An 18,844-nucleotide genomic window follows, 5' to 3' on the forward strand; every position below is an offset into this window, starting at 1 on the left:
CGCCGGTGGTATAATCCGCCGAGCAGATGTTTGCAGGGTGGATGAGTTACTTAGCAAATTCCGATGGGGCGATATTCCATGAAATCGCCCAAGCTGCGCGTTAGAGACGGTCGCAGATCGGAGGAGTTCTTCTCGGCTTCTTGGGAAACATAGCCGACATCGATATACCGATGCACATATCTCGTGTGCCGCGCATCTGCGTCGGCTGAGCGAGCAGGTGTGGACGCATCGATGTTTGAAGGGACGTGGCGCAGCGCGGCCGGTGCCGAGCTCCGACTATGGCAATTCGGGGAGGCGGTATCCGGCACGTATGCTGCTGGCCAAGCGGAGGCGATGCCGCCGCATCGTGGTCGCATACTGGTCGGTATGGCGGAAGGCAACGTGATTGGTTTCGTGACGGCATCAGGAGCATCGCACACAATCAGGAGCTGGGCGGGTCGCATCTATCCGTCTGAAGGAGGAATGGGTTTCGAGCTTCACCTATTGAGCCAAACTGTCGGACAGCAGACGTCGCGGGTTAAGTTTTCGCGGTCGGTCAAGCTTGAGACCGTCGTGTTCACCCAGGTGACCGTCGATTAATTAGCGCCTACCCGAAGCTAGAGGCTTTTATGAACCGTGCCAGTTGAGCGACCTGTTTAAAGCATGAGGCAGACGAAGGCGACGATGTTGATGCTGGGTTAGTACGACAAGAGCGGATGCAGGACTGGCCACAGGAACGTCTGGGACGCGTGCTCGGGCGCTGGGACTCTCATGTTTCCCGCGGGCTTGTCCTTCATCTCTGCCAGGGCAGTGAGCTCGACCTCGACCTGCGCGAACTGGGAACCGACGACGTCCAGCGGACGCTTGCTCGCCTCGGTCGGGAAGACACCGCGCGTGGATCGGTCAGCAGCCGCATCCCGAGCTGTTCATCAAGATCCGTCATGGCGCGGCTCAGGGCCGATTGGGGCACGCCCAGTCGTGCCGCGGCAAGGACGAAGCTGTCCTGCGGCGATACCGTTGCAAAGGACCGGACTTCGGTCAGGTTCTCACGCGCAATCGACGGTCCCCGGCGCGCGCATCCGTAGGGGGTTGATCCTGCAGCTGCGGCGTGCCGAACCGACCCCATAGTCCACGCTCATGACCCTATGTGGGTTTGCAGGGCAAATCGACGAGATCGTGCGCCGTACATTGGAGCCTATCCAAGGTGTGAGTGTTTCCTCCGCACAACCCGCTCGCGCCGGACGGTTCGAAGCGCCGCCCCCGCATCCCTACGGAGGCCGAGATGGGACGATCTGGAGATCATGAATTGAATCGGAGAGACTTGATGGTGGGAGCATCCGCCACGGCGGCCCTCGCGGCCGTACCCTCGGCGGCGGGCGCTGCCCCCGTGAGCATCGACAAGCCGGTGCTGACGAAGGTGTCGTTGACGGTGAACGGCCAGCGCCGCGACCTTGAGCTCGACACCCGCACGAGCCTGCTCGATGCCGCCCGTGAGCACCTGCATCTGACCGGTTCCAAGAAGGGCTGCGACCACGGCCAGTGCGGCGCCTGTACGATGATCGTCGAGGGGCGGCGTATCAACTCTTGCCTCACCCTCGCGGTGATGCACCAGGGCGCCGAGATCACCACCATCGAGGGTATCGGCCAGCCCGAGAACCTACACCCGATGCAGGCGGCCTTCATCAAGCACGACGGTTACCAGTGCGGCTACTGCACCCCGGGCCAGATCTGCTCCGGCGTCGCCGTGCTCGCCGAGATCAAGGCCGGCATCCCCAGCCACGTCACCGCCGATCTCAATGCCACCCTCCAGGTGACAGAGGCCGAGATTCGGGAGCGCATGAGCGGCAACATCTGCCGTTGCGGCGCCTATTCCAACATCGTCGAGGCGATGACCGAGGTTGCCGGGAGGCCCGTATGAAGTCCTTCACCTACGAGCGCCCAAGCTCGCCCTCCGAGGCAGCCGCCGCCGTCGCCCGCACCCCGAACGCGAAGTTCATTGCAGGCGGCACGAACTTGCTTGACCTGATGAAGCTACAGATCGAGACACCGGCGCACCTCGTCGACGTGAACGGCCTAGGCCTGGACACCATCGAACCGACGCCCGAGGGCGGCCTCCGGGTCGGTGCCCTGGTGCGTAACACGGATCTGGCCGCCGATGCCCGGGTCCGCAAGGACTACGCCGTGCTCAGCCGCGCGCTCCTGGCGGGCGCCTCGGGCCAGCTGCGCAACAAAGCCACCACCGCCGGCAACTTGCTCCAGCGGACCCGCTGCCCATACTTTTACGACACGGCTCAGGCCTGCAACAAGCGCCAGCCCGGCTCCGGCTGCTCGGCCCTGGATGGGGTCTCGCGCCAGTTAGCGGTGATCGGCGGCAGCGAGGCCTGCATCGCCACCCACCCGGGTGACATGGCGGTGGCCATGCGGCTGCTCGACGCCAACGTCGAGACCGTGGATGCCAAAGGCTCATCGCGAAAAATCCCGATGGCGGAATTCCACCGCCTGCCCGGCGACCGGCCCGAGATTGACACGACCCTCAAGGCCGGCGAGCTCATCACCGCCGTTACCCTGCCGAAGCCGTTAGGCGGCACGCATGTCTACCGCAAGGTCCGCGACCGGGCCTCCTACGCCTACGCCCTCGTCTCGGTCGCTGCAGTGCTGCAGCCGGACGGCACGGGTCGGGCAGCATTTGGTGGCGTCTCGCACAAGCCATGGCGCGTCGAGGCGGCAGAGGGTGATCTGCCACGCGGCGCCAAGGCCGTGACCGACAAGGCCTTCGCCGGGGCCAAGCCTACTCACCAGAACGCCTACAAGCTGAAGCTCGCCGAGCGTACGCTAATGGCGGCGATCCACGAAGCGAGGGCCTGAGCCATGAAGTTCGACACCCCCGCAGGCCAGAACCCCATCGACCGTCTTAAGGTCGTCGGCCAGCCGACCGACCGGATCGACGGCAAGTACAAAACCACTGGCACCGCGCCCTACGCCTACGAACGCCATGACGTGACGCCGAGCCAGGCCTACGGCTACGTGCTCGGTGCCGGCATTGCCAAGGGCGGCATTCGCGGCATGGACACCTCCATTGCCAGGACGGCCCCAGGTGTCCTCGCCATCGTGACGACGCTCGAAACGCCCCGGATGGAACGGGGCACAATGAACACGGCCTACTTGTTCGGCGGCGACCAAGTTCAGCACTACCACCAGGCCATCGCCGTGGTGGTGGCCGAGACCTTCGAGCAGGCCCGCGCGGCCTCCTTCCTGATCACGGTCGATTATACCCCTGAAACGGGGAAGTTCGACCTGGCCGCCGAAGCGAAGTCCGCGAAGCCGGTGAAGGGCGACAGCGGCGAGGGCAGCGGTGGCAACGGCGAGGAGCGCGTCGGTGATTTCGAGGGCGCCTTCGCAAAGGCACAGGTCACGTTCGACGAAATCTACGCCACCGCCGACGAGAGCCACGCGATGATGGAGCCGCACGCGACCGTCGCGGCATGGGAGGGCGACAAGGTCACGCTCTGGACCTCGAACCAGATGATCACCTGGGCCCATGAAAGCATGGCCAAGATCCTTGGTATTCCGAAAGCGAACGTGCGGATCGATTCTCCCTACGTGGGCGGCGGATTCGGCGGCAAGCTGTTCGTGCGCGCCGACGCGGTCCTCGCGGCGCTCGGTGCCAAGGCGGCGGGACGGCCGGTGAAGGTCGCACTGACCCGTCCCCTTATCGCCAACAACACCACCCATCGGCCCGCCACTATACAGCGCGTGCGCATCGGGGCGACGAAGGACGGCACCATCACGGCCATCGCCCACGAGAGCACTTCCGGCAACCTGCCCGACGGCGATCCCGAGACGGCGGTGAGCCAGACGAAGCTTCTCTACGCGGGCGCCAACCGGCTCACGGCGATGAAGCTTGCCCTCCTCGACCTGCCCGAGGGCAATGCGATGCGCGCGCCCGGCGAGGCTCCGGGCCTGATGGTCCTGGAAGTCGCCATGGACGAAATGGCAGAAAAGCTAGGAATCGACCCCGTGGAGTTCCGCGTTCGCAACGACACCCAGGTCGACCCCCACGCCCCGGATCGCCGCTTCTCGCATCGTGACCTCGTCGGGTGCCTTAAGCTGGGGGCGGACAGGTTCGGTTGGGCGAAGCGCAATGCCAAACCTGGCTCCCTTCGGGACGGGCAGTGGCTCGTTGGCGTCGGGGTCGCCTCCGCCTTCCGCAACAACATGGTGATGAAATCCGGTGCGCGCGTTCGCCTGGATGAACAAGGGACGGTCACGGTTGAAACCGACATGACCGACATTGGAACGGGCACCTACACCATCATCGCCCAGACGGCCGCCGAGATGATGGGCGTCCCGCTGGACAAGGTCGTGGTGCGGCTGGGGGACTCCGATTTCCCCGCCTCGGCGGGATCGGGTGGCCAATGGGGCGCCAACTCCTCGACGTCCGGGGTCTACGCGGCCTGCGTGAAGCTGCGCGAGGCCGTGGCGCAGCGCCTTGGCATCAACTCGGCCGACGCAGTCTTCGAGGACGGCCAGGTCCGCTCCGGAAACCGCGGCGTGCCGCTCGGCGAAGCCGCGCAGGGAGGGCTGACAGTCGAGGACACCATCGAGTTCGGCGAACTCTCGAAGACCTATCAGCAATCAACGTTCGGAGCCCATTTCGTCGAGGTGGGCGTCGATGTCCACACGGCGGAGATCCGGGTCCGGCGCATGCTTGCGGTCTGCGCCGCCGGTCGTATCCTCAACCCGAAGTCGGCCCGCAGCCAGGTCATTGGCGGCATGACTATGGGTGTTGGTGCTGCGCTGATGGAGGAGCTTGCGGTCGACACCAAACGCGGCTTCTTCGCTAACCACGACCTCGCCGGATACGAGGTGCCGGTACATGCCGATATCCCGCACCAAGATGTGATTTTCCTCGACGAGGTCGATCCGATCTCTTCGCCGATGAAAGCCAAGGGCGTGGGCGAGCTCGGCATCTGCGGCGTCAGCGCGGCGGTGGCAAACGCCGTTTACAACGCGACGGGTATCCGGGTGCGGGAATACCCGCTTACCCTCGACAAGTTCCTTGACCGCATGCCCGACGCAGCCTGAGCTACGGGGAACGGCAGGCACAATGTACGGATATGCGACCTTGTTCGGGCTCGCCCCCGTCGCCGGAATGCACAGCATGTCGGCTTGTGCCGCAGTGGCGTGGGCCACCTCGGAGGGCCGGACACGGGGCGCCTCGATCCCGGTCGGCGCGGGAGCACGAGCCATTGTGACGACACTGCCGCGTGGTGAGATGGCAAGGGACAAGATGTCGTTCCCAGCGGATTGCCGCATCCCGCCCTCGTTCGCATTTCGGCTCGCAATCGGCGGATGAGCGTTGGTCGGCCGTCAATCGTCACCCAGGACCGGGGCCCAGGCCGACGCCGTCGCGGGTACACGTATCGGCCGAGCGGCCCGGGGACCGGACTCGCGCAAGTTCCCTGGTCGTGCCCAGGGGCCTTATCGAGGATGCCGCTGCCATAGGGCTTGCGGTTCTCGTCGTTTCTACGGCCGAACGGCATCATGAGCCTATCAGTGCCTATCCCGAAGCTCGTAGTTGGTAAGGCCTTGATGCCCCACTGTAAGGATTCATAGAGACCATCGCGGTCGAAGATGCCCCATCGTGTGGCCGTCATGATGCGGCATGCCGGAACCCGCGTCGCATCTAACCGTGGTGGTTCGCCCGTCCATCGATCTCACGGCCGGATGGCACGCCCCTTCGACGATAGGCCTACTAGGCTGGCCGCCTGCGAACCATCTGCCGTGCCGGAACGGAGAACGGTACGGGCGCCAGGACAGTCCGCCTGCTTCCGGGCGGTCAATTGGTTAAGTAGATCTTATTAGTCGGCCGAAGCTGACCCTTCTCAGACCTTAGGAACGTCCGCTACCGGGCTATTCAATTTATCAGATGGCTATGAAGGGAATGGACAGCTTTCTGCTCATCCGCTTTCAGGCGGATGATAGGCTAATTAAACGTTGGAGGAACCGGTATGCCAATGGTCAAGCTCGCACCACGCATCCTGCGGGAAACATTCACATCCTAGTAGCAGCCGAGGCAGCTGCCCGTTATCCGTTTGGGCCGAAACCGCGCTTAGGCGGGGATCTTCGAACCGTCCCAAGCGAAAACGCTGCCGGTGTCGGCCGCGCTAAGGCCGTTCAGCACGCGCAGGAGATGGGCCGCGCTCACTTCGGGCGAGAAGACGCCGTCGGCCGTCGGGTCCGGCCGGAAGGGCCGCGACAGGCCGGAGGCGACCGTGCCGGGATGCAAGCCCACGACGATCGCCTCCGGTCGGCTTCGGGCGACCTCGATCGCGAGCGTTCGCAGGATCTGGTTCAGTGCCGACTTTGAGGCACGGTAGGTATACCAGCCGCCAAGTCGGTTGTCGCCGATCGATCCGACCCGCGCCGACAGGGCCGCGAACACGCATCGCTCCCGTCGCGCAAGCAGGGGCACGAAATGCTTGGCGACAAGCGCAGGGCCGATCGTGTTGATCGCGAAGATGGTGGCCATCGCGGCGGGGTCGAGCGCCCTGACCGCCTTCTCAGGCGAGACACCCGCCCGGTGAAGAAGGCCGGTAGCGACGATAACCAGACCCACCGGTCCGGCTTCGCCGACCCTGGCCGCCGCCGCAGCAACCGTTGTCTCATCGCTCAGGTCGATCGGGAGGGTTCGGACACCCGCGGGAACAGATGATCCCGAGCGTGAGAGCGCGAAGATCGGCGCGTAGGCTTCGCCCTCGGCGAGCGCGCGGACCACGGCCCCACCGATGCCGCCGGACGCACCGATGACGACCGCGCTGGTCGGGCGTGAAGCGGTCAAGGCGCGGCCTCCCGGTCAACGGCGGAGCCTCGGCGCCCTCGGCGAAAGATCAAACTGAGGTTATTGGCCGGCATCGTGATGCGCTCTGCCAGATGAAGATCATGCGCTTTTGCAGCAGCCACGACCGCCTCGATGTCGCGGACCCCCCAGGAGGCATTCCTCGCGCGCAGGCTGTTGTCGAACGTGGCGTTGCTTGGCGCGGTGTGCGCGCCATGCTCCCGGAAAGGACCGTAGAGGTACAACACACCACCCCCCGCTAGCGCCGCTTCTGCGCCAGCCATCAGCCCGATGGTCGCATCCCAGGGTGCGATGTGGATCATGTTGATCGCGACGACCGCGTCCACCCGCGGCACCGGCCACGGCTGACGAATCGCATCGATCGCCAACGGCGACCGGATGTTGGCCAGCCCGGAGGCGTGGGCATGGGCGACGATGCTGCGACGGGCCACTTCATTGGGATCGCTTGGCTGCCAGTCGAGGGCGGGCAGCGCACGGGCGAAATGGACGACGTGCTCGCCCGATCCGCTCGCGATCTCGAGCACGAGACCGCTGGGCGGGAAGACGCGTTCGAGGACCTCGGCGATCGGGGCGGCGTTGCGGGCTGCGGCCGGCGAGAACAAAGTATTGGGCATGGGTCACTTCTAAGCGCGGCCGATGCCGAGTGCATGCCCTTTCGTGGCAGCGCGCCTACTTCGGGGAAAAGACGCGTCTTCAGCTCATAGCGCGCAGCTGCGGCGCGGGCCGATCGCGATGAGATGCTGATGGCTCCTCAAACGGAGTTCAATCATGACTTCGACCAACGGGAGACGGGCACGTACTTATCGCTGGCGGCGTCGTAGCGGAGCGGGTGTGTCAGGCGGCCCGGCTGTTCGAGGTGGAAATCGTCCCAGCCCCGAAGTTCGGTGACGGTGTGCTCGGCGAAGAACTTCGGCGTGCAGCGATGCGCGGTCAGCTCCCAGGCGACCGCCTTGACACCGTTCTCGCAGAACTCGAACGGCAGGGGGCTCGCGGGCTTCACCCAGGCGCAGCTGTTGCACTGGTAGCCGTCGACCTTGTTGTGGCGGGTCAGCGCGATCGGCACGCTCGCCAGCACCCCTTCGCGCCGCAGGATGTTGCCGACGGAGCGGGCCGAGCCCCATCCCCCTGATGGAAGGCGGTACGGCTTGTAGGTGGGCTTATCCAATGAACGATCTCCGTGCCAATACAGCTGCGGGAACATCGGCCGGCTCGTCAGGTTCTACGTCCGGCCCATGCATCCATGTATAGTTGCAAAATCAGGTGCGGCATTATCGGAGGTTACGATGATGATTGATCGAGATTACCTTCTAAAGAAGCCGGCTGGACCGTCGGCGCCGAAGTTTTTCTTGGATACGACCATCGTGCCGCTTGTCGCAAATCTCGCCGGTGGCTTCGAAGTCGCCTTGGATCGCTCGGCCAGGCGCATGGGAGTCAGACCCTCACGGATCCTGGCGGGGGCAATGAGCCTCGCCGCATTGGGCACTCTTTGTCTGATGCGCCGGCGCAGCGCGACCCGTCATCCTATCGCGACAGCAATGAAACCTGCAGCCTGCGATCTATAAGCTTGGACTTATCGGGTTCGGAGGGGTCGCGGGGCCGGAACACCGAGCAAGCTTCCGTGCCAACGGGCCAGTCCGGTCTCCCGCAACGTCCAGGCTCCGTCGGATACTGGGACTAGACTCAGACTGAGGTCCAAGCCGTGGCCACCTGACCCAGAGTAGAGAGCAAGGCGCAGGTCGGCCGCGACTTTGCCTCCTGATGACATGCGATCAGGACCGGACTTCGTTCTGGTCGCGATCGTGTTTGGGCCGGGCTGCAAGCGCGCTCGGGCGGAGCTCATCGCGGCCAGTGCGACGGCGGCGCCTATCATGTGCGACCTGCCCCGGTCTTCCCGAAAGCCGGTTCCCACCGTTCGGGTCGATGCTGTAGACGGGCAGGCATGACATCCGCCCCTCTCGTCCGCTTCGCGCCCTCGCCCACGGGGTATCTCCATATCGGCAACGCCCGCCCGGCGCTGTTGAACGCCTTGTTCGCGCGGGCGCATGGCGGGCGCTTCCTGCTGCGCCTCGACGACACCGACCGGGAGCGCTCGACGGAGGAATTCGCCAACGCCATCGAGGAAGACCTCGCCTGGCTCGGCATCGTGCCCGATCTCTTCGTCCGCCAGTCGGACCGCTCCGCCATCCACGATGCGGCGGCCGAGCGCCTGAAGGCGGCGGGCCGGCTCTATCCCTGCTACGAGACGCAGGAGGAACTCGAGCGTCGACGCCGGCGCCAGCTCGGCCGTGGCCAGCCGCCGATCTACGACCGCGCCGCGCTCAGCCTGACCGATGACGAGCGTGCGGCCTTGGAGGCCGAAGGGCGCACGCCGCATTGGCGCTTCAAGCTCGACGCCCGCACCGTCGCCTGGGACGATCTCGTGCGCGGGCCGGCGCATGTGGATTGCGCCTCTCTCTCGGACCCGGTGCTGATCCGCGCCGATGGCAGCTACCTCTACACGCTGCCCTCCGTGGTGGACGATGCCGAGATGGGGATCACCCATGTCATTCGCGGCGAGGACCACGTCACCAATACGGGCGTGCAGGTGCAGATTTTCGAGGCCCTGGACCAGCCGGTGCCGATCTTCGGCCACCACAACCTGCTCACAACCGCCGACGGCGAAGGTCTGTCGAAGCGCCTCGGCCACCTCTCTCTCCGGGGCCTGCGCGAGGCCGGCTATGAACCCGGCGCGGTGCGCTCGCTTGCCGTGCTCACCGGCTCTGCCGAGGCGGTGCGCGCGGTGCCTAACCTCGACGAACTCGCCGCCCTGGTCGATCTCTCCCACATCTCGCGGGCGCCGGCGAAGTTCGATCCGCAGGAACTCGACGGGCTCAATGCCCGCCTGATCCATGCCATGCCGTATGAGGAGGCACGCGAACGCCTCCTCGGAATGGGCATCCCCGAGGAACGGGCGCAGGCGTTCTGGGCGGTGATCCAGCCCAACCTCACCAAGGTCGGGGACGCCGCCGAATGGTGGCGGATCGTGGCCGGGGAGGTGACGCCGGTCATCGCGGATGCGGGCTTCGCCGCTGCCGCCCTGGACGTGCTGCCGCCCGAGCCCTGGGACGGCCAGACCTGGAAGGCCTGGACCAATGCCGTGAAGGAGCGGACCGGCGCCAAGGGCAAGGCCCTGTTCATGCCGCTCCGCCTCGCGGTGACAGGGCTGGAGCACGGCCCGGACCTCTCGGGCCTGCTGCCCCTCATCGGCCGGGACATTGTGGCGGCTCGGCTCGGCGGTCGAGGCTGACAGAATCGGCCCGAAAAGCGGATCCCGCTTCTCAGACCAAGCGGCGCTGATCCCGACCGATGGTCGTCTTCAGCGCGTTCGGCGGACGCCCGCCGCCGCGCAGTCGCGCGGGCGGCCGACGATGAGTTCTCCTCATCGTCGGCCGGTCTCAGACCGATGCCGGTCGGCCTCATACCCCCTCCGGTCGGTCGCTTCGGTCAGGTCGGCCGGAGCCGGCCCCCCTTCCTTCCAAGAGAGGGGACCCGCGCTCGCCGGACACCGAGTGCAGCGGCCGGAGACCGCCTCAGGCCGCTCTTACGCTGGCGAGGAAGCGGCGGACCTCGGCGTTCAGGTGCTCGGATTGGCGAGAGAGCTCGCCCGCCGAGCCGAGCACCTGGGATGCGGCGGCCCCCGTCTCTTCGGCGGACCCCGCGACGCCCGAAATGTTGCTCGTCACTTCGCTCGTTCCCGTCGCGGCCTGGGCGACGTTGCGGACGATCTCCTGGGTCGCGGCCCCCTGCTGCTCCACCGCCGCGGCGATGGTGGTCGCCACCGAATCGATCTCGCGGATGCGGGCCGTGATGGAGGCGATGGCCGAGACCGCCTCGTCGGTCGCCCCCTGGATCTGGGAGATCTGACTGGAGATGTCCTGAGTCGCCCGCGCCGTCTGGCTGGCCAGTTCCTTGACCTCGGTGGCCACCACGGCGAAGCCTCGGCCGGCCTCTCCCGCGCGGGCTGCCTCGATGGTGGCGTTGAGGGCGAGAAGGTTGGTCTGGGCCGCGATGTTCGAGATCAGTCCCACGACGTCGCCGACGCGGGAGGCCGCCTGGGACAGTGTCTGCACCAGGGCCGCCGTCCGGTCGGCTTCCGATACGGCGCCCTGGGCGAGATCGGCCGATCCGCTGACCTGCCGTCCGATCTCCTGAACGGAAACGCCGAGCTCCTCTGCCGCCGCCGCGACGGTGTTGACGTTGGTGGCGGCTTCTTCGGCGGCGGCGGCCACGGTCATGGATTGGCTCGCCGTTTCCGTGGCGGTGGAGGTCATGGTCTGGGCAGTGGCCTGGAGTTCGGTCGCCGAGGCCGACACCATCTGGATGATGCCGCCCACGGCGCCTTCGAAGCTGTCGGCCATGGCGATCATCGTGCGCTGGCGCTCCGCCTGGGAGACCTCCTCGGCGAGACGCCGGATGTCGGCATCCTCGGCGGCCTTCCGGGCGACCATGGCCTTGATGCCTTCCACCGCCTTGCCCACGGCGCCGATCTCGTCGCCGCGCTTGGCCTCCGCGATCTCGGCGTCGATGTCTCCCTTAGCCATACGCTGCAGGACGAGGACGAGGCTCGCCAGCGGACGGGTGATGCCGAAGGTGACGATGAGGCCGGCCAGGATCGCCGCGACCGTGAGGCCGAGGGCCGCGGTGGCGATCAGGCGCTGAATGGTCTCGGCCACCTCCGCTTCGAGGGCGCGCTTGCCGGCCTGCATTTCCTCCGTGATTCGCTGGGTGCGCTGCTCGATCAAGCCGTTCAGTTTCGTCCGAGCCGGCTGGCCTTCCTGCTGCACGACCTGCAGCGCCTTGGCGATCTCGTTCTCCAGGGCGAACGCCGTCGAACGGCGTAGAATGTCAAAATACCCCTCGGCCAGCTGCCGGACGTCCTGGCCGATCTTGCGACGTTCCGGGGTATCGGCCAGGAGGATCAGCCTGTCGATATGCTCGAGCGTTTGCTTGGCGGCTTGTTCATACCGATTCTTGTAATCGGCAATCTTTTCCGGCCGCTTCTCCAGCAGGATGTTGCGGCTCAGCAGTGCTGCTTCCGCGAGTTTGAACTGAGCCCGCAGATAGACTTCCTGGCGAACGGACAGAACGTCGGCGTAGGTCTTTGTCTGTTCCGCGACGCTGTTCAGGGCCATGCGCGAATAGAAAACCAGCCCGACCGCCATCATGCCCATCAGAGCAAGCGGGACGGCGATCTTCAGCATCACGCTGGCTTGCCTAACGACCTTCATCTCGAACTCCAGAATAGTATTTGCCCAGACGCAAAAATTTGCAGATGAGTATTACAAAAGATAGTATAAATATATTATTAAGATTGAATTTTCAGGTCAAAAAGTTGTTTCTATTCATGACAATTAATGAAGGGTGAACGAAGTACGGCAATGATTAGAAATATCATGCTGGATTTCAAGGTCGTGATATGGTGAGACTTGAATGTGATACGAGTAATCTTGCAGTTCGGGCGAACGTCATCGAGCAGAGCTTGGCATTGGCCGGAGGTCATGGGGGCTTGCTCGCGAAGCGGCGGCGCGGTCCGTCGCGCCGACTGTCTTCACGTCGGCGTGGCGCTTCCCTGCTCAATCGGAGCAGACGCGTGAGATCGAGGGCGACCCGGTCCTGACCGGCAGGACGGCGCCGGTGGCCCCGTCCCGATCCGGCGCGGCTCGGGTTCAGTCGCCTCCGCCGACCGCCTTCGGCACGAGCGCGTCCCGTTCCCGGAGGAGATGTCTCACGAGCCGTTCCGCCGCCTGGCCCGGCGGTCGGCCCGCCGGGCGGATCAGCAGCGTCTCGATGGGCAGGCGCGGCCGGAACGGTCGCAGCACGATGGGCAGGTTCGCGAGCGCGCGGGCGGGAAGCGGATCGACGATGGCGATCCCAAGTCCTTCGGCGACGAGGCCGCAACGCGCCGCCGTGTACTGAGCCATGAGGCCGAAGCGCGGGACGAGGCCGATCGCCGCGAAGGACGCTTCGATGGCCTGTTGGAACACCCCCGTCGCACCCGCGATCAGGGGCTCTTCGGCGAGATCGCCCACCTCGATCACCCGCCTGGCCGCGAGGGCGTGCCCCCGGGGCAGGGCACAGACCGCGTCGATGGCGAGGAAGGGCTCGCAGATCACCCCCGAATAGCCGGAGCGAGGCCGCACGAGGCCGAGATCGCATTGCCCGGAGGCGGTCCAGGACCAGATCGTCTCCGGCGCGGGCACATGGACCGAGACCCGGATACCCGGGGATTCCTCGCTCAGCCGCCGGATCGCCCGCGGCAGCAGCCGCGAGGCCAGGGACGGTTGGCAGGCGACGCGCAACGGCCCCGTGCCGAGGTCGCGAATCTGGCGGGCCGCCTGGGACAAATGGTCGAGCCCCGCGTAAGTCCGCTCGACCTCGCGGGCGAAAGCCTCACCCTCCTGCGTCGGCAGCACGCTGCCATGGCCGCGCACGAACAGGGCGAAGCCGAGATCGGCCTCGAGCTGCGCCATCGCGCGGCTGACATGGGGTTGCCCGATGCCGAGAGCCGCAGCGGCCCGCGTCATCCCGCCATGGCGCAGGACGGCGCGGAAGAGATCGAGATGAGCCGGGTTCATCATGCCTGTTTCGCATGGACATCGAGGGGGAAAGCATTTGACGGCATGGGCGCGGGATGATTGTCAAGGCGCCTAAGCCGGGTCCTGTGCGATCCCGCGACACCAACCGGGACGAGACGACGCGATGCAGCGGAATGCGGCGGGGTGGGGCAACGGCCTCGTGGGCGTCATCATCTTCAGCGCCTCGCTGCCGGCGACGCGGGTGGCGGTCGGCGGGTTCACGCCGCTCTTCCTGACCTCGGCGCGGGCGGTGATCGCGGCCCTGCTCGGCGCGACGATGCTTCTCGCCCTGCGTCAGCGCCGTCCCGCAATCGGCGACCTCGTTCCGCTCATCATCGTCGCCCTTGGTGTCGTCGTCGGTTTTCCCCTCCTGACGGCGCTGGCGCTCCAGCACATCACCTCTGCGCATTCCATCGTGTTCATCGGCCTCCTGCCGCTCGCCACCGCCATCTTCGGCGTGATCCGGGGCGGTGAGCGTCCGAGCCCAGCCTTCTGGCTGTTCTCCGGCATCGGCAGTCTCACGGTGGCGGGCTTCGCGCTGTTCCAAAGCGGGGGCGGCTCGCTCACCGGCGACCTCCTGATGCTGGCCGCGATCCTGCTCTGCGGCCTCGGCTACGCGGAGGGCGCCACCCTGTCGCGTCGCCTCGGCGGGTGGCAGGTCATCTCCTGGGCCCTGGTCCTGTCGTTGCCGGTCATGGCCGCCATCGCCCTGATGAGCCTGCCCTCGGCATGGAGCGATATCGGCCTGCCGGCCTGGATCGGCCTCGCCTACGTCTCGGTCTTCAGCATGCTGGTGGGGTTCGTGTTCTGGTATCGCGGGCTCGCTTTGGGCGGCATCGCCGGCGTCGGGCAGCTGCAGTTGCTGCAGCCGTTCTTCGGCCTGGCTCTCGCGGGATTGCTGCTCCACGAGCCCGTCGCCCCGAGCATGCTGGCCGTGACCGGCCTCGTCGTCCTCTGCGTGGCGGGGGCCAAGCGCTACGCCTGAGCGCGCCCGCGGCTTTGGGGGAGGGGCCCCGCCCTGGAGGTCAGGCGATCCGAGACACCAGGATCTTGTCCACGCGGCGACCGTCGAGATCCACCACTTCGAAGCGCCATCCCGCGATGTCGCAGGTCTCGCCCGTCTCCGGCAGGCGCTGCAGCTTGGCGATGACGAGGCCGGCGGCGGTCTCGTAGTCGCGGCTCGATTCGAGCTTGATGCCGAGCTGGTCGGCCATCTCGTCCACCGGCATCCAGCCGGCGATGAGCCAGGACCCGTCCTGGCGCTGCACCGCCTCGGGTTCCGAATCCTCGGAATGGAATGCGCCCGCGATGGCGTCGAGGATGTCGGCCGGCGTCACGAGCCCGTCGAAATGGCCGTATTCATCGTGGACCAGGGCCATCGGAACGTCGGCCGCCTGAAGGGCCGTGAGAGCGTCGAGAGCGTCGAGCGTATCGGGCAGGACGGGGGCGCTGCGGATATAGGCGCGCAGGTCGAACCGCTCGTTCTCGATGAGCGCTTTGACCAGTTCGCGCACCTGCACGACGCCGAGCATGTTGTCCGGGTTGCCCTCGCCGACCGGGATGCGCGAATGCGGGCTCGAGACCAGCATGGCGCGGATCTCCTCCGGCGCCTTGTCGAGGTCGATCCAGTGGACGTCGGTGCGCGGAGTCATGACGCCCCGCACGGCGCGGTCGCCGAGGCGCAGCACGCCGGCGATCATCTTGCGCTCGTCGGTCTCGATCACGCCCGCCGTCTCGGCCTCCGCGACGATGGTGCGGATCTCCTCTTCGGTCACCGCGCTGGCGCTGGAGGCTTCCTGGCCGAATAGCCGAAAGACCGCGCGGGTCGAGGCGTCGAGGAGCCAGACCGCCGGAAGTGCGATCCGCGAGATGAGACGCATCGGGCGCGCGACGAAACAGGCGATGCCCTCAGGGTCGCGCAGGGCCACGTGCTTGGGCACCAATTCGCCGATGATCACCGAGAGGTAGGTGATGATGGCGATGACGATCCCGTATCCGAGAGGATCGGCCACGGGTTTCGACAGGCCCGCCTCGAACAGGATCTCGGTGAGGCGCTCGCCCAGGGCCGCGCCGGACACGGCACCCGACAGGATGCCGACGAGGGTGATGCCGATCTGGACGGCGGAAAGGAAGCGCCCCGGATTCTCGGCGAGGGTGAGGGCGGCCTGGGCGCCGGGCCGGCGGGCCTCCACCATCATCCGCAGCCGCGACTTCCGCGACGAGACGACGGCGAGTTCGGACAGCGCGAAGGCCCCGTTGAGGGCGATCAGAGCGACAGCGACGGCGAGCTCGAACACGTTCGGTTCCGTAAGCCGGAGCCGCTTGGACCAAGCGAGCCGGACTTCCTCAGTTGTCGGCGATCGCTCGCCTGTTGCCCTGTCGGCGGCGATTGCTCGCCTGTCGCTCCGGTGAGCGACGACGATCGCCTAGATGGGCCGTCGCGGCGGGCGGGTCAACGGTCGTGGCCGGAGGATGTGGCCGGGACGAGGGGCGGCAGGCGCGAAAGACGGAGCGCGATGGCCAGCGCGAGCCCGTAAAGCCCGCCGAAGAAGGCGACGACCCCCGTCCACCCCGCATGATCGAAGAACCAGCCTCCCGCCGTCCCGAGCACCGACGAGCCCAGATAATACAGGGACAGGTAGACCGAGGAGGCCTGCGCCCGGTCGCGCAGGGCGCGTCGCCCGATCCAGGAACTCGCCACCGAATGGGCGCCGAAGAAGCTCACCGTCACGACGACGATGCCGGCGATGATGACGGGAAGGTGCTCCGACAGGGTCAGGAGAATACCGACGATCCCGAGCAGGATGGCGAGCCACAAGACCCGGCGGCGTCCGAGCCGGCTGGCGATCTCTCCGGTCACCGCCGAACTGAACGTGCCGGCGACATAGACCACGAAAATCGCGCCGATGGCCGACTGGCTCAGGTTGTAGGGCGGATCGAGCAGGCGGAAGCCGATGTAATTGTAGACGCTGACGAAGCCGCCCATGAGCAGGAACGCCTCCGCGAAGAGCCAGGGCAGGCCCGGATCGCGGAAATGCTGGCCGAACGTGCCCGGCACCTGGCGCCAGCGCATCCGGTTGGCGAGGAAGCGCCGCGATGGCGGCAAACCGCGCCAGAACAGGATGGCGGCGACGAGCGCCAGGATTCCGATGGTGCCGAGACCCACGCGCCAGGACACATGATCGGTGACGATGCCGGCGATCAGCCGCCCGACCATGCCGCCCATGGCGTTTCCGCCGATGAGGAGCCCCATGGACAGGCCGATGGCGCGGGCATCCATCTCCTCGCTGAGATAGGCCATGGCGACGGCCGGCAGGCCGCTCGCCGCCAGCCCGGTGAGCGCGCGCAATGCCAGGAAGCCATGCCAGCTCGGCACGACCACGGCGATGAGGGTGAAGATCGCCGACGCGAAGAGGGAGGCGACCATGATGGGTTTGCGCCCCCAGACTTCGGAGAGCGGGCTGACCACGAGGAGCGCCAGGGCCAGCATCGCGCAGGGGAGCGACAGCGACAGGCTGCTCTCGGCCGGCGAGACATGGAACTCGTCGGCGAAGACTGGCATCAGCGGCTGGACGCCGTAGAGCACGGCGAAGGTGGAGAAGCCTGCGGCGAACAGAGCGAGGGTGGTCCGACGAAAGATCGGCGTTCCCGCCGTGATCAGGCGGTCGCTCTCCTCGGCCATGGTCGCCGGTCTCCTCGATGTCGCGCGCTCGCGGGAGTGTTGGAGAAGCACGGAACGGCGCGGGCCGCACCCCTCTTTCGAGACATGCGGCCCGTGACGTCACGACAATGCGGCCAAGCCGCCTTACTTGCCCGACTTACTTGGGCGGAGCGTCCGCAGCCTCGCCCTGCTGCTGGATCAGCGGGGTGATGCGGCGTACCGTGACCCGACGGTTCTCCCGCGAGGCGTCCTGGGTGTTCACCTTCAGAGATTGCTCGCCATAGCCCTGGGTGGTCAGGTTCTCCGGCGGCACCTGGAAGTTCTGGCTGAGTACCGTCGCTACCGACTGGGCGCGACGATCCGAGAGCGACAGGTTGTCGACCTCACTGCCCACCGCATCGGTGTAACCCTCGATGAGGAACACTTCCTGCGGGTTGGCCTTCACCGCCTGGTTGATCGCCGCCGCAATGTTGCCGAGCCGCGAGGCCTGATCGGGTGTGACGTCGAACGATCCGGTATCGAAGGTGATCGTATCGATGTCGACGCTGCGCATCCGTGCCCGCAGCTGCGGGCTGTAGCGCACCTGATCGAGCGTGTAGCGGCGGTCCACCGCCACCACCGGCGGGGCGGACAGGGCCTCGTAGACCTGCCGCTCGTCGGCGCCCTCGTAATTCACCACGTAGCGGTCGCGGGGAATGCGGATGTCCGGCGGCGGCAGGTCGACGACATCCTCGTAGATCGGACGCTGGGGACCGCCGAAGCCGTTGTCGATGATCACGACCTCGCGGCCGTCGCGGAAGCGGCGCGAACGGCGCACGAGGCGGCCGTCATCGTCCACCACGGTGACGATCTGAATGCCGCCCGGACGGTCGAGATAGGTGATCGTGTCGCCGCCACGACGCTCGCTGCGGTAGGCACCGCGGTCGAGGTACCGGAAGCGCTCGTTCTCGTCGTGCCGGATGAAGTAATTGTCGCGGTCCCGCACGATGATGCGGCCAGGCTCGCGGATATAGGTCCGGCCGCCCTCGTTGAACTCGCGCCGGTCACGGCGGACTTCGTCGTAGCTGCGGACATCGTTCCCGCGGAACCCGCCCTCGACATAGCCGGGCCGGCCTGGACGGTTGAAGACGTCACGGCGATCCCGCTCGTCCTTGCGCTCGAACGCTTCGCGGCGTTCACGGTCGCGGCGCTCGATCTCGCTGCGCCGATCGGAATCGCCCGCTGCCGGGGTGCGGTCGGTATTTCCGGGACGGTTGGGCGTGCCGGGCCGGTTGTCGTCCGATGTGCCGCGCCGGTCATCCGGGCCGCGCCGGTCGTCGGAGCCACGCTTGTCATCGGAGCCACGCCGATCGTCAGGACCCCGCTTGTCGTCCCCCCGCCTGTCGTCCCCCCGCCTGTCGTCACGGTCGTTCTTGTCCTGCGCCTGACCCGGCGGGACGAACGGCTTTCCCGGAACCCCGGGACGGGCATTCGGAGCAGGCTTCGCGTCCGGCGCCTTGGTGTCAGGAGTCCTGGCATCAGGCGCCTTCGTGTCAGGCGTCTTGGCATCCGGGGTCTTGGCATCCGGGGTCTTTGCATCAGGCGTCTTGGCATCCGGCGTCTTGGCATCCGGCGTCGCGTCCGGTCCGGTGCGGCGGCCTGGCTCGGGCTTCTCGTTCCGGTCCGGCCTTTCATTCCGGTCCGGCTTGTCTCCGCGCTCCGGCCGGTTCTCCCGGTCGGGCCTCTCGGCGC

General features: G+C 66.6%; 14 protein-coding genes and 1 pseudogene. 6 read left to right on the forward strand and 9 right to left on the reverse strand.

Annotated features, from left to right (window positions below; all coding sequences use genetic code 11):
• Window positions 1-231: 231 nt before the first annotated feature.
• Window positions 232-579: an avidin/streptavidin family protein gene (locus tag IPV08_RS14490; protein WP_082470353.1), complete on the forward strand. Its 348-nt coding sequence runs from the start codon at window positions 232-234 to the stop codon at window positions 577-579.
• 193 nt (window positions 580-772) lie between these two features.
• On the opposite strand, the gene IPV08_RS25080 is transcribed toward IPV08_RS14490, so the two are convergent.
• Window positions 773-1,105 carry a LysR family transcriptional regulator gene (locus IPV08_RS25080; protein WP_210348473.1) on the reverse strand — a complete coding sequence of 111 codons (333 nt, stop codon included), beginning with the start codon at window positions 1,103-1,105 and terminating at the stop codon, window positions 773-775.
• Window positions 1,106-1,261: 156 nt separating this feature from the next.
• Here IPV08_RS25080 and paoA point away from each other — a divergent pair, with 156 nt between their 5' ends.
• From paoA to paoC, 3 genes are read left to right on the forward strand one after another with little or no spacing between them, the layout of a single operon-like run.
• A complete protein-coding gene (gene paoA, locus IPV08_RS14500) occupies window positions 1,262-1,897 on the forward strand; it encodes an aldehyde dehydrogenase iron-sulfur subunit PaoA (RefSeq protein WP_082490501.1) in 636 nt (211 codons plus the stop codon).
• Window positions 1,894-2,844: a xanthine dehydrogenase family protein subunit M gene (locus tag IPV08_RS14505; protein ID WP_056434661.1), complete on the forward strand. Its 951-nt coding sequence runs from the start codon at window positions 1,894-1,896 to the stop codon at window positions 2,842-2,844. The genes paoA and IPV08_RS14505 overlap by 4 nt, the downstream gene beginning before the upstream one ends.
• A gap of 3 nt (window positions 2,845-2,847) precedes the next feature.
• Window positions 2,848-5,064 carry an aldehyde oxidoreductase molybdenum-binding subunit PaoC gene (gene paoC / locus IPV08_RS14510; protein ID WP_056434658.1) on the forward strand — a complete coding sequence of 739 codons (2,217 nt, stop codon included), beginning with the start codon at window positions 2,848-2,850 and terminating at the stop codon, window positions 5,062-5,064.
• A gap of 1,027 nt (window positions 5,065-6,091) precedes the next feature.
• On the opposite strand, the gene IPV08_RS14515 is transcribed toward paoC, so the two are convergent.
• The 3 genes and pseudogenes from IPV08_RS14515 to IPV08_RS14525 form a co-directional block, all read right to left on the reverse strand.
• Window positions 6,092-6,820 (reverse strand): SDR family NAD(P)-dependent oxidoreductase, encoded by a 729-nt coding sequence (locus IPV08_RS14515; protein ID WP_056434655.1) that lies wholly within the window; start codon window positions 6,818-6,820, stop codon window positions 6,092-6,094.
• Complete coding sequence (locus IPV08_RS14520; protein WP_056434653.1) at window positions 6,817-7,452, reverse strand: DUF938 domain-containing protein; 636 nt, start codon at window positions 7,450-7,452, stop codon at window positions 6,817-6,819. The genes IPV08_RS14515 and IPV08_RS14520 overlap by 4 nt, the downstream gene beginning before the upstream one ends.
• Before the next feature lie 155 nt (window positions 7,453-7,607).
• Window positions 7,608-8,039 (reverse strand): annotated as a pseudogene (locus IPV08_RS14525) (formate dehydrogenase); the annotation flags it as partial.
• 738 nt (window positions 8,040-8,777) lie between these two features.
• On the opposite strand from IPV08_RS14525, the gene gltX reads away from it, so the two are divergent.
• A complete protein-coding gene (gene gltX / locus IPV08_RS14530) occupies window positions 8,778-10,124 on the forward strand; it encodes a glutamate--tRNA ligase (protein ID WP_056434646.1) in 1,347 nt (448 codons plus the stop codon).
• A gap of 283 nt (window positions 10,125-10,407) precedes the next feature.
• On the opposite strand, the gene IPV08_RS14535 is transcribed toward gltX, so the two are convergent.
• Window positions 10,408-12,105: a methyl-accepting chemotaxis protein gene (locus IPV08_RS14535; protein WP_207412350.1), complete on the reverse strand. Its 1,698-nt coding sequence runs from the start codon at window positions 12,103-12,105 to the stop codon at window positions 10,408-10,410.
• Between the two features lie 438 nt (window positions 12,106-12,543).
• A complete protein-coding gene (locus IPV08_RS14540) occupies window positions 12,544-13,455 on the reverse strand; it encodes a LysR family transcriptional regulator (RefSeq protein ID WP_056434643.1) in 912 nt (303 codons plus the stop codon).
• 121 nt (window positions 13,456-13,576) lie between these two features.
• Here IPV08_RS14540 and IPV08_RS14545 point away from each other — a divergent pair, with 121 nt between their 5' ends.
• Window positions 13,577-14,437, forward strand: coding sequence for a DMT family transporter (locus IPV08_RS14545; protein ID WP_056434639.1), 861 nt, complete (start codon window positions 13,577-13,579; stop codon window positions 14,435-14,437).
• A 40-nt stretch (window positions 14,438-14,477) separates the two neighbouring features.
• On the opposite strand, the gene IPV08_RS14550 is transcribed toward IPV08_RS14545, so the two are convergent.
• The 3 genes from IPV08_RS14550 to IPV08_RS24630 form a co-directional block, all read right to left on the reverse strand.
• A complete protein-coding gene (locus tag IPV08_RS14550) occupies window positions 14,478-15,749 on the reverse strand; it encodes a hemolysin family protein (protein ID WP_056434635.1) in 1,272 nt (423 codons plus the stop codon).
• A gap of 155 nt (window positions 15,750-15,904) precedes the next feature.
• Window positions 15,905-17,134, reverse strand: a complete 1,230-nt coding sequence (locus IPV08_RS14555) for an MFS transporter (protein WP_056434632.1) — start codon at window positions 17,132-17,134, stop codon at window positions 15,905-15,907.
• A gap of 136 nt (window positions 17,135-17,270) precedes the next feature.
• On the reverse strand, window positions 17,271-18,844 hold a 1,574-nt coding region (locus tag IPV08_RS24630), incomplete at its 5' end, for an OmpA family protein (protein ID WP_246747958.1).

Origin of the sequence: Methylobacterium sp. SD274, from assembly GCF_017355285.1 — a bacterium.
GTDB lineage: Bacteria > Pseudomonadota > Alphaproteobacteria > Rhizobiales > Beijerinckiaceae > Methylobacterium.